General features: G+C 52.2%; 11 protein-coding genes. 5 read left to right on the forward strand and 6 right to left on the reverse strand.

Annotated features, from left to right (window positions below; genetic code table 11):
- Nucleotides 1-6 precede the first annotated feature (6 nt).
- From J3A98_RS16995 to J3A98_RS26985, 5 genes are all read left to right on the forward strand, one after another.
- Entirely contained in the window at nucleotides 7-1,149 is a 1,143-nt protein-coding gene (locus J3A98_RS16995) for a hypothetical protein (RefSeq protein WP_209967441.1), read from the forward strand.
- The gene (locus tag J3A98_RS17000; protein WP_209967443.1) at nucleotides 1,149-3,347 is read left to right on the forward strand and encodes a hypothetical protein; all 2,199 of its coding nucleotides are present in this window, start codon (nucleotides 1,149-1,151) and stop codon (nucleotides 3,345-3,347) included. The genes J3A98_RS16995 and J3A98_RS17000 overlap by 1 nt, the downstream gene beginning before the upstream one ends.
- A gap of 313 nt (nucleotides 3,348-3,660) precedes the next feature.
- Complete coding sequence (tnpB, locus tag J3A98_RS17005; protein WP_245354962.1) at nucleotides 3,661-4,020, forward strand: IS66 family insertion sequence element accessory protein TnpB; 360 nt, start codon at nucleotides 3,661-3,663, stop codon at nucleotides 4,018-4,020.
- An 18-nt stretch (nucleotides 4,021-4,038) separates the two neighbouring features.
- Entirely contained in the window at nucleotides 4,039-5,571 is a 1,533-nt protein-coding gene (locus tag J3A98_RS17010) for an IS66-like element ISPpu15 family transposase (RefSeq protein WP_010954877.1), read from the forward strand.
- Between the two features lie 32 nt (nucleotides 5,572-5,603).
- Nucleotides 5,604-5,840: an antirestriction protein ArdR gene (locus tag J3A98_RS26985; RefSeq protein WP_245355023.1), complete on the forward strand. Its 237-nt coding sequence runs from the start codon at nucleotides 5,604-5,606 to the stop codon at nucleotides 5,838-5,840.
- Between the two features lie 383 nt (nucleotides 5,841-6,223).
- On the opposite strand, the gene J3A98_RS17015 is transcribed toward J3A98_RS26985, so the two are convergent.
- The 6 genes from J3A98_RS17015 to J3A98_RS17040 form a co-directional block, all read right to left on the reverse strand.
- Nucleotides 6,224-7,765 (reverse strand): AAA family ATPase, encoded by a 1,542-nt coding sequence (locus tag J3A98_RS17015; protein ID WP_209967446.1) that lies wholly within the window; start codon nucleotides 7,763-7,765, stop codon nucleotides 6,224-6,226.
- Nucleotides 7,762-8,535, reverse strand: a complete 774-nt coding sequence (locus tag J3A98_RS17020; RefSeq protein ID WP_209967448.1) for a protein phosphatase 2C domain-containing protein — start codon at nucleotides 8,533-8,535, stop codon at nucleotides 7,762-7,764. Before J3A98_RS17020 ends, J3A98_RS17015 begins: the two co-directional genes overlap by 4 nt.
- Nucleotides 8,532-9,287 (reverse strand): serine/threonine-protein kinase, encoded by a 756-nt coding sequence (locus J3A98_RS17025; RefSeq protein ID WP_209967450.1) that lies wholly within the window; start codon nucleotides 9,285-9,287, stop codon nucleotides 8,532-8,534. The genes J3A98_RS17020 and J3A98_RS17025 overlap by 4 nt, the downstream gene beginning before the upstream one ends.
- A gap of 448 nt (nucleotides 9,288-9,735) precedes the next feature.
- A complete protein-coding gene (locus J3A98_RS17030) occupies nucleotides 9,736-10,104 on the reverse strand; it encodes a histone-like nucleoid-structuring protein, MvaT/MvaU family (RefSeq protein WP_209967452.1) in 369 nt (122 codons plus the stop codon).
- Between the two features lie 126 nt (nucleotides 10,105-10,230).
- Nucleotides 10,231-11,403 (reverse strand): DUF3800 domain-containing protein, encoded by a 1,173-nt coding sequence (locus tag J3A98_RS17035; RefSeq protein ID WP_209967454.1) that lies wholly within the window; start codon nucleotides 11,401-11,403, stop codon nucleotides 10,231-10,233.
- Nucleotides 11,404-11,419: 16 nt separating this feature from the next.
- Nucleotides 11,420-11,788 (reverse strand): hypothetical protein, encoded by a 369-nt coding sequence (locus J3A98_RS17040; RefSeq protein WP_209967455.1) that lies wholly within the window; start codon nucleotides 11,786-11,788, stop codon nucleotides 11,420-11,422.
- Nucleotides 11,789-11,898: the final 110 nt, after the last annotated feature.

Here is an 11,898-nt window from a genome sequence, read left to right on the forward strand (position 1 = left end):
GATAGCTTGGCAATTAACCACGTGGGGAAGTGCCGAAGCCTGGTTGAGATTGAGGAAATCATCTCCCAGATCGAGTACTCCGACAGCGATACCGTGTTTCGCTTCCCTATAGACACCCTCAGCGCTCGACATAGTCCGATGCATGACGCATCGCGGCTGCAGATGGTCGTTACGCTCGCTCGCCAAAAACTCGAAGATGACTACCTGGACTTTCATCCAAACGCTCAAGAACTGGATGCTCAGGAGGCCGTTTGTGATTACTCACCTGGGATTGCGGGTGTTCGGCTGTCCAAGGGAATACGGATTGGTAGCAAGGAAATTGATCGCCGAGATGTTCTGACCTTCGCGACCACAAGAATGCAAGCGATGGACGCCCAAGAGTTTGACGACCTAGTCAAGGGACGCTGCGTCGACCTATTGTGCGTTGGTGGTTCCAAAATCCAATACCTGAAGCCGCTGTTCTCTTCGCGAGGCAAGGCCAAAGAGAAAGACGACATGGCCCCAGTGATGCGCAAGCTGGTTGACCGCACCATGCAACAAAGTAGGTATGCACTGTCTGAACCTTTGATCGATTCGCTTGCATTGTTCTCAGCGGAACTCGTCCAGAATACTCAAGACCATGCAGTGAACGACCATATCGGCAAACCGTATCTCTCCCATGTTGAAGGCATGATGATGGGATGGACACGGTTTTACGACTCGCTCCACTCCGAAGACTTCTCCGGACACCCCATGCTGCAGAGCTTCTGGAGTGGAGAAGCCGGACGGACTGACACTGGACTGAAGAGTCTCAGGGCATTCGAGGTCAGTTATTTTGACTCTGGGCCTGGCTTGGTCAGCCGTTATACCGGAAAGCTAGTACAGGAGATGTCACTCGAAGAGGAACGAGTGGCACTCCTCCAGTGCCTACGGCACAAATCGACTTCAAAATCCCAAACAGCAGCAGGAGAAGGGCTGCCATCTGTGTTACGCCAGCTGAGACAAATAGGCGGGCTCATGAGAGTCCGCACGGGAAGACTGTCGATGTTCAACGCATTTGAGCCTTGTGACAACCGTGACCTCTTCGACTTCCAACACTGGACTGAAACCAGTCTCTCGCCCGTTCAAGGTGCGGTTATCTCTATCCTCGTACCGCTGAGGGCTCATTGATGCAACGGTTCTACTCCTGGCGGCACCTGAAGCACTGCCCCTCGCATGGCACGATTGAAGCCCTTGTGCTTTGCTACAAGCACTGCCAACTCACCGAAGGGAATGTGTATGCGGATGTAGAGTCCGCCCTCAAGAGTGATGCCAATCTTCCAGATTGCGTGTACATCGTGGGCTCTATTGAGCAATACCAAATTTTCAAAGCAGCCTGGGATCCGGCCAATACGCACCTGCAAACCATGCTCAAGCGCGGTATGAAGGCTGGATTCGATTTCGTGAAGCAGTACGTCTTCGTAGAGTGGAATGGTGCAAAGTTCCACCACCACGTCCTTGGCCAGCAAACTGGCCCTTATAACGTGGATCTGAAGTTTCTGATGACCTGTGGCGTACACAGTCTCATCGAGAAAAATAATGCCGTCCACCAGGCACCCTCTGGGCATGTCTTCAAGCACCCTTCCCAGCGAAGGAACAAGGTCTTCATTCAGGCAAGAGAAATCGCCTCTGGCGAGGCAGAGCTGCACGTCGTCGCTTACCTGATCGCTCTATGCTACGGACAGGCGTTGCAAGACATCACCAAGGTCTACATCGATACGATGGGCATTTATGCCTACGTCAAGTGCGCGCTGACCCTGTGCCGCTCCGACGCAGAGATTGTTAGCTTCCACTCATATGATGAATTGGAGAAGATCAACCCACCGCCTGACCCCTATTTCTGCATTATCTCTGCTTCCACTTCAGGAAGCATGGCAGGGAAGATGGCAGACAGCGTGTGGGAACCACGGCGAATCGCCACGATCGTCGACATAACGTCCAATGGACGAGCTGGCGACGTGATGGTCGCGCTTGACAGCATGGGGGTTGCTTTCCCCGATCTGAAAATCAGCGACGGTACTCTGATCGAGATCATCGGCGAAAACTTTTCGTCCAAAGCCAAACCTCCTCGCCCAGTCGTCATCGGGCGGCCACATGCCCCAGACGCCCTGCCTAAATTCCATGAGTATTTTGGCTTCTCGATACACCCCTTCAACACCCAGATCGCGACGAAGACAAAGCTGCTGCAGCTTGATGTCGCCAGGGTGCTGGCGCACGAAGAGTTTCAGAAATGGCTGAATGCAGAAGTTGACTGGTCGTTCCCTCTGACCGTCAGCCACGTTATCCATGCCGATGACGAGGCTTCCAAGGCTCTCGCGGGGATCGTGGTCGCTCGCCTGTGCACTCGCCTGGCTGCTGGTTCGTCGATTACCGTGCTTCCGTACCAAGAACTGGAGAAGGACAACTGCAAAGACGCCACTGGTGTAGTGATCGTATCCACAGTCGCACGGGATGGTGGAGTCCTCCGAGAAATCAGTCGCGATCTACGCTCGTACATCAAAGCGGACATTCCAAGGCACTTCCTCTCCCCGATCGGCATTCCCCAAACGAACGAGTCCTGGAGTCAGTTACGGATGTTCCTGGTTCGAAACTCTACGCCCAGAGAGTACGGTTTCGCCAACTGGATCAAGTTACCTCTCGGGGAAGACTCCAATGACAACTCATGGCATCGCTTGATCACGACATATAAGCAACATTCGGAACAAACCGTCGATGAGTTGAAGCTTGGACACCTGGAAAATACCACCAACATTCTGCCCGCCCTTAAGTTGGCGGGAAACGCAGCCTCCAGGGCGTTTAACGGATTTTTGCTTTCACCACGTGGCAACCCTCTGCGCCTGTCGGAAGGCTTCCTCTTTTTCGGGGACAAAACCGAGATTGCTAAGCGCTATGCTGAGGTTGAGCCCAGCATGGTGCACCTCACCATGTCTGCAGTGCTCCAAAACGCTCGGGAATACAAAGACCACGAACGACGACTCTGCCCCAACGGTTATGAGTCGGTCGTACTGGCCCCGGAGTGCTTCCTCAGGTTCAACGAGGCGATCTTGCAAGCGTGCATGCTGAGGGCATGCCACCCAGCAGAGTTGGACTACTCATCCAGCCCCGAGCTCAGCAAGGTAATGAAAGAGCTGTTGGTGAAAGTGTTCGCCCGCTGGGACAAGGACTTCGGCGACGCAGCCTTGGAGTTTGCCGCAGCCATCGCCGTCGGCTCGCTTCGGCTTGCGAAAACGGATATGCAGATGCTGCTGGACGATGCATTGAAGCAGCACGCTGACCAACTGTCCGAATTGCTCGGGATGCTTGTGCTGGCGAAGCAGGCAACTCACTAGGTTGCCCTCTAAGCACTCGACTTACCAGCCATGGCATGCCGATCACAAAGGTCAGACCAATAGCTCAAGATATGTAAAGGCAAAATCAGTGGGCCGGAACAACGGCCCTGAACCTCAAAGCAAGGAACTTTAGAATACTGCTTTTACGCGTATCGGCGGCGCTCCCGAACTGGGAACTCCGCCTCGCAGTAGAGATGCTTAGCTCTGGCTCAGGGGCCGCAGAGGGACGTAAGGGATCCATCATCCCCACATTCCAACCGTCCACCTGATTCCCGATGCTGTGCTCCCGATTTCTTTCTGGAGCCAGCCCGCCATGATGCGCCCCGACAGCAAAGTCGATAAAGTCTACCTCTACCCCAAGCCCGTGGACTTTCGAAAGTCCATCGACGGCCTCACAGCCTTGGTCGAACTGGACATCAAGGTCGCCGTGTTCGACCCGGTACTTTTCGTCTTCCTCAATAAAGCCCGTAACCGCATCAAGGTGTTGTATTGGGAGCGCAACGGCTTCTGCCTTTGGCTCAAGCGCCTCGAAGCCGAGCGTTTCAAAACTTCACCCAACGCGACCGACGAAGCTATCGTACTGACCGTCCAGGAACTGAATTGGCTACTCGACGGTTTCGATCTCTGGCGCAACCGTCCGCATCAGGTTTTGACTCCTCGTTTCGTCGCCTGACCGGGTATAATCCGGGCCATGATTTCAGTGCCCGATAACCTTCCTGACGACCCTGCCGCGCTCAAACTACTGCTTGCGCAGTTGTTGGCCGAGCGCACGGTCGACAAAGGTCAGATCGTCGATCTTAAAGAACAGGTCAAGCTGCTGCGTGACCGATTATTCAATCGCAAGTCCGAGCAAACCGTCGAGTCCAACACGCCCCAACTGGCGTTGTTCAATGAACCCGAAAGTCAGTGGGTTCCTACCGCTGATGATGCCGACGAAGAAGTTGTTGCGCCAAGCAAGCAGCGCGGCAAACGCAAGCCACTGTCGGCTGACCTGCCACGCATTGAAGTCATTCATGACTTGCCCGAGCACGAACTGACTTGCGCCTGTGGTTGCCGCAAACACGTGGTTGGCGAGCAAACCAGCGAACAACTCGACATCGTGCCGATGCAGATCCGTGTGCTTAAACACGTACGCAAAATCTATGGCTGCCGTGGCTGCGAATCCGCGCCGGTCACCGCTGACAAGCCGGCCCAATTGATTGAAAAGAGCATGGCCAGTCCCAGCGTGCTGGCGATGTTGCTAACCACCAAGTACGTCGATGGCCTGCCGCTGCACCGCTTCGAGACGGTGCTGAACCGACATGGTATCGAGATCCCCCGGCAAACCCTGGCCCGCTGGGTCATCCAGTGCAGCGAACACTTTCAGCCACTGCTGAACCTGATGCGTGACCGCCTGCTGGAAAGCCCGGTGATCCATTGCGATGAAACTCGCGTGCAGGTGCTCAAAGAGCCGGATCGTGATCCGACCAGTCAATCCTGGATGTGGGTGCAGGCCAGTGGCCCGCCTGATCGACAAGTCGTGCTGTTCGATTACACCACCAGCCGCGCGCAGGAGGTGCCGCTGCGCCTGCTGGAGGGCTATCGCGGTTACGTGATGACCGATGATTACGCCGGTTACAACGCGTTGGCGCTACAGCCGGGCGTTGAACGACTGGCGTGCATGGCGCATGTTCGGCGTAAATTCGTCGAAGCGCAGAAGGTGCAGCCTAAGGGCAAGACCGGTCGCGCCGATGTTGCGCTGACGATGATCAACAAACTGTATGGCATCGAACGCGACCTCAAGGATGCCAGCGATGAACAGCGATTCATCGGTCGTCAGGAACGAAGCCTGCCGATCCTTGAGCAGTTGAAAAGTTGGCTCGACAAGACGCACTCACAGGTGACACCGCAAAGCGTACTGGGCAAGGCGGTGCTTTACCTGGCAAACAACTGGAACCGCTTGGAGCGGTATGTCGAGGCGGGCCACCTGCCGATCGACAACAACCTGGCAGAGCGGGCCATAAAGCCGTTTGTGATCGGGCGCAAAGCTTGGCTGTTCAGTGACACGCCCAAGGGAGCCACGGCTAGCGCGCAGATCTACAGCTTGGTCGAAACCGCCAAGGTCAACGGCCAAGAGCCCTATACGTGGCTGCGCCACGTCCTGGAGCGACTGCCGCACGCCTCATCGGTAGCAGACTACGAAGCGCTGCTGCCATGGAACTGTTCGCCAGAGATGCCACGGTAACCTTGGCTTCCACCTTGTGGTAGGTGGGGTTCATGGATCGGTTACGAGCAAAGAATGAGAAGTACCGGGGCGGGATTGTGATGATCTGGGAAGGGGAGGTATACGCTTGGAAAAATGAGGTGCGAGATCCTCAATGCGAACGACCAGGCGTATACGCAGTTGATGAAGCGGGACAAATCTATATCGCAGTAGGAGGTGATGACTACAACGGAGCAGAACGCTGGGTCGTGAAACAGCAAGCGGTCGTGGATTGTTCACGTTCAAACTGAGCAAATACTGAGGGCCTACTGCTTCATCCACTATGATCAAACGCTTTTGCACAAAGTTATAGTCGTGGAGGGGTTAGCAACTAATGGCTGGTCTCGGATGGGCCGCCAAATGCATGCAGCTGATAGTCAGTAACGGCCTGAAACCTATGCTCAGCCGAAAGCCGCAGGCGCTCGAGCTCCGCCCCACTGACACCGTCAGTTTGCGCTTGGTGATAGCGCTTCATAGCCTCCACGGCATCGATATACATCGGATGATCAGGAGGCAGAACGCTGTTAAGATCCTTCACCAATGCGGTTTCTCCAATGCCTTCATGCCTGGGTACCCTTGCATTCCGTGTGCAAGGGGCGGCTCGACGAGCCCGCGCCTGCGGTGCTGCGCATGGTCAATTCAGGGCTTTTTGAATTGCCTTCCTTAAGTCGTCAAATTCATCCGCAAACAAGCGACTCACAACGCCGCACGTGAGTATGAGACAAGTTTGAGCATCCAGGTTCACCTGCTCACCCATTTCGGCGAACTCTTCATGTTTACCTGCTTGCAGAGCGTATTCGATTATCTCGCTTGCCCGATCAGCATCGACACCTAACACGGTTCCAAGCTCAGCAGGAGTTTCTGCACATTTTTGGAGAAGCCATGCTTCAGGCCATACAGCCCCGGGGAGGTAGCTCATCCTCTCAGCAAGCCATGTCTCAATATTGCCATCATTAACTTCTGTCATATTCTTTGCGTAATCGACATTCTTTTTTTGGAGAGTTCGTTGATCACCGTCAAATATAGCCATAATACTGGACTTAGCATCTCGGAGATAGCAGGCGGCTAACTGTCGCGCTACCGCTCCAGCTGATCCGACACGAGTAACATTGATTCGGCTTCTCGTAGCACCGTCAACTATTGCCTCTATGATAACTTTCGCGACAGGATCCTCCACGAAAATATCGAGTTCTTTCTCGCCCAAAGCTCCCATTTTTGAGAACGCAAATTCCGCCGAAACCCCCGGCGTAACTTTCGTTCTACCTCCTGAACTTTCAATATAAAATCTCGCATCGTCGGGGAGGCATTGAAAGACCTGTTTTGAGTGAGTAGTACATATCACTTGAGTACCAGTTTTTATGCACACCTCTTTCAAAGTCTCTATAAATAGACGTTGAGCCTTGGCATGAAGCCCCAATTCAATTTCATCCAATACAAGTAATGAATTTTCACCACAAGCATAGATTGTCGAAAAAATCTCAAAAAGGGCGTTCTCTCCGGCTCCCATATTGAATCCGGAGTAGACCAATTCTCCGACTTTTACAATTGGCAGGCTGTACTTACGATACTCAAGTTGGCGGTAGTCATCATATTTCTTCCCAAGGATAAACCCAACTGCATCTTTGACCTTTTCCTCCCAGCCGTGAACTCTAATACCCTTAAATGAACGCGAATAAGATCGAGACTGGCTCCGTTCAGCATGCGGGACAATGCGCTCAATCCCAAGGAATACAACAGTTTTTTTCAGCCTTTGATCGTAATCATTCCACCGACCTTTTGCTTTCTTTCTGCGAGCTTGCCATGCTATTCCCTCAGGAAGATTCTTCCAGCGATTATGGGCAATCGAATATCTTATCTCCACGCCTGGAGGTGGGATTTCTTCAGAGTGCTGCACAAAAAAATCAGAGAACGTATAATAAGTCCTCGACCTTTTGGGCAATTTATAACCCTTCGAGTGATTATGGTATCCACACGCTGCAATAGCCAGCATTGTCGATTTACCGGAACCATTGACGCCAGCAAAAGCGGTAATAGGATAATCAAGTTTCACCTTGAACGTGGTTAGCCCCCGAAAGCCGCCTTCCGTGATTTCAATACCCCTAAGAAGTCCTTTAGTGTTGTCGTTCACGAACCAATTACGAAGCCGCTTATCTAAATTGCTTTCACGATACTTCATACAGCGCGCTCACTCAAAGAGTTCATATCTATCAAAAATTTTGACGAAATCAAAGAGTAGTCGTCTGAAGGCCCAACCCAGCCGATACGTCTCTTCAAGCTAGCTGCAAATCGACCTGGGTCTGACATAGTGCTCAAAGCAAATCTAGAACGCATGTCCCAGACCTGATGAGCTCCATCAGACATCAGCACAATATCGACCTCCAACGCATCGAGATCGAGTTCCGAGTAGGGCAACCAAAGTTCTTGATACTGTAACTCTAACTTTTTGGAAACCGCTGCATACAGAGTGTTCTTACCACCTAAAAGCTTCAGCTCATGAGCCCTATACAGACCTTCATCCATCAGCCTCTGATGCTGAGTATGATCTGCAGTAAGCTGTTTTAATGCCATCCCCTTTCTGAGATACGCTCTGCAATCGCCAATATGGCCAATCCGAAGCCCTTGAGAATTCACGTAGCAGAAAGTTATCGTGGTTGCAGCATCAGAAGCATTTTGATCGTGATCGGACAATTCCGACACGCGTCGCTTAATTTCACTAAAAATACGTTCAGATGAAATACCCATCGCCCAGTCAGCAGCCGGGATCTCTCGTATACATTTGATGGCAGCACGAGATGCTTGATCAGCACCGGCATACGAGCCGACACCATCGGCAATTGCCATAAGATACCCATCACCCAGAAGCTGCGGTGGCAGGATGCAGTCCTCATTAATTCGTCCGCTCTCTTTTGCGTATGAGAAAGTACTGGAGGCTAGTAAACTGATCATCCGACAATTTCCTTGGAAGCCATAATGAAATCGTCCCTCATTGCCTGAGCTGTTGTATATCGGTCTAGCGGCCTACGCTCCGTGCTCTTTCTCAGAACCCGTAGTACACCCGCATCCTCTGGAAACCCCATGTCTTCCATTAAAATCCCCAGCGCATAAATATCAGAAGCAACACCATACTGCGCCGCCGCAATTACTTCTGGTGCCCGATACCTCTGCGTCCCCATAACAGTAGTGATTTTGGTGAGAACTTCAGACTCAGCGGCAGTATCTTGGTTTTTCACCAAGCCAAAATCAGAAACCTTGTAAATGCTACCAAACCTCAACACATTATTCGGCTTGATATCTCGATGTAAATATTTGTGCTGATGGATATGTATAACACCCTGAAGAACCATATCAAAGGCCTCAACTTTCTCGGCTAGACTGAGTCTGCCACTCATCAGGTCTTTGTGTAAATCTCCATCAGCCAAATCCATTACGAACCAAGGGTTAGGTGATTTCAAATCGCACAAGTAAATATTGGCTACGTTAGTATGGACGCAACTGGCTTGATACGTCACCTCACGTGCAAAGCGGCGCTTGAACTCCTCTTGCTCTTCTTCAAATTCTCCACGGAGACATTTCATCGCGTAGTCACCGCAGCGAACCCCATCTGAATTGAAAAGCTCAATTTTTTCTACGAAGCCAAAACCGCCTTGGCCAATTCGCTCTACAATTTTATACTGGTAGTTACCGTGCAAGCCGTCCATTCGTTCACCTAAACTTCCAAGCAAAACATCCGAGACTGCGCCCCACAGCATCCTAAATACGCCGTGCCTCGGGCGACATGGCGATCAATTTAACTCAAAATATGGCCTTGTGACATCATGCGTAACGATTTCGGTGTCTAACGTTTCGGTCTAGCCGCGATGGACAGCCGAACGCCGCGCCTCACCCAAGCACTGAGCCTTCTCTGCAGAATCGGCCACACCCACAACAGCTCAACCGCATGGAAGCCATACCGAGGTCTACATTCCCTTGTCGCACCGAGCTGGAGTTGATGAATGCCCAGAAGACCCGTGAGGACGGGCTGCTACCGCGTCATTAGATGACGGCCTTGCTTGTGCAAGGTGTGTTGGCCGGTCGCTCACGATAAGTCCTCATTCACGAGCCATAAAAAAACCCCCGCGAGCGGAGGCTTTGTCGTGTCATTCCGACTTACTTAGAAACCCAGCTCTCAACTTCGTCAGAGCCATATTCTGCTTTCCACTCCTTCAATTTCCTGTGATTGCCACCTTTGGTCTCGATCACTTCGCCGGAGTGTGGGTTCTTGTACAGCTTAACCTGGCGCGCACGACGCGGTGCCTTCTCAACTGCTACAGGGGCAGCCGCACGACGGCTGGCTTGAGGATCCAGGATGTTGATGACGTCTCTCAGGCTGTAGCCGTACTCGGCCAGCAGATCACGCAGCTTGGTTTCAAATTGGATCTCCGCTTGCAGCTCGGAGCTGCCCTTGAGCGCTTCCAGCTCTGCGAGTTGTGCGGCGAGTTGCTGTTCGAGCTGACGAAATTCGGCTAGGCGAGACATGTTATATCCTCATTTTGAGTGGAAACAGGATGAACATCTTAGAGCATCTGGATAACGATGTCCTTTAATCTGACGCGGATGCTGGATCCTCGTTCAGTTTAACTAGCCCTGATCCGTTTTCACGAGTCAGCCGGGTGCAAAAGCTTCAAGCGAGGTTAGTAATTTCTCTAAATCCTTGAGCCTAGATGCCTTGATGATGTCGTACTCCCCCCCACTGCTTAGCTTATAAACCTCGCGGGCTTTTTTAACGCGCTCAAGCAGTGGCACTACTACGCCAGATGCCATTTCTAGAAAGTCGTTGATATCGGCTCTCGTTTGGGGAATTTTGTATCCCTTGGAGGTGCTTGTGATGATGACACCAGAGTCCCGCAGCTTCGCAATACCACTTGACCTGACCCGCTGCTCCGAGAGATCACCGAAGCCTTTATCACCGAGATGAGCCAAGATTTCGGCTGTAGGGATGTAATCCTTCGTGACGAACTCGCTCTGAAACCTCAAGTAATCCAGGATACTGACCTGTAAACGCTCATCCTCGTCTGGGTATTGGCCGGCTTTTTCGATGAAGCGATCTGCTTGGCGAAGAGCTTCCTGATGCACCTGATAGTCCGCGTAGCTGGACTCATCCATAGGTGGAGCAAGCAGCAAATTGTACTTGGGCGGCCATTCCAGAAGGCCGAGAGTCTGCTCGCGGAGGATCGTTTTGTAGACCTCGGCGACTTCGCCAACAGCCTTCCGTTCATAGATCTGGGCTACAGAACCCGCGAAAAAATCAGCAACCTGTATCAGGACGTCATCCTTGCTGGATTTCGTCTGAAACGCATGATCGTCTCCAAATAGGTCATCGACATAGCGATCCTGAACATAGGCCCTCAAGCTCTCCTGAAATTCCAGCCCGCCATGCTCGTCAACGGTCATCTGTAGATTGCGGCAATTCCTAAAAAGCCGGCCATAGAGCAATCCGTTAATATGCTTTACAAACGAGGTCTTGAATTGCAGGCCTCCATCTTTGTAGATGCGCTCCTTGTCCACGACCACGAAATAGAGCTTGATCGGAAGCTTCGCAAGGTCAGTAAGGATACGAACACGTCGGTCGGCAAATTTCGCACGCACCTTGCTGGACTTAATTTCGCCCGTCTGAAAGTGCCGCTGACGGAGTTCCTCAGCACATTGGTAGGCTGACTCACGATCTTTCTCAGCCACAAGGATGGAGCAAACCACAAAGAAGCCTGAGCTCCCACCTTTGGTGGTGTCTAGGTCAAAATTACCCGATTCATCAACATAGGCATACGTTCTGTCCAATCACGTGCCTCCCTCATCAGTAGGTCGCTGTACTGCTGCCAGGAGCAGGCCCTTCGCTGAATGTATAGTTGATCACCACATCATCGCGAATCAGGACATCCAAAGTCTTCTGCGTGCCGGTGGTGGTGACCTTCATCGTTACCACATAGCTCTGGGCATGAGCTGAGCCGGATGAGTATGTGTAAACCCACTTCTCATCAGTCTCGCTCACAGCACTCTTCGTGTAGGGTTCACCGAACAGTGCTTTCAGGTCAGCAGTCGTGGTCTTTCCTTTGGTGATGCTCGCCACACTCGCCGATGGGAAATCTCGGCCAGCAGTGTAGTGGGAGGTGGCGCACGCGCTGCCCAAGAGACACATCACAATGACAACAATAAACCTACTCATACCCTTCCTTGAATGTGAAAGCCTTGAGCTTAACCTGCACGAAAGCGAAATGCCATCATACGTAAAGACCACTTATTACAGGGGAAAAAACTCCCAACCTACCCCTCAGT

The organism is Pseudomonas sp. BP6 (assembly GCF_017875935.1).
Classification (GTDB): Bacteria; Pseudomonadota; Gammaproteobacteria; order Pseudomonadales; family Pseudomonadaceae; genus Aquipseudomonas; species Aquipseudomonas putida_Y.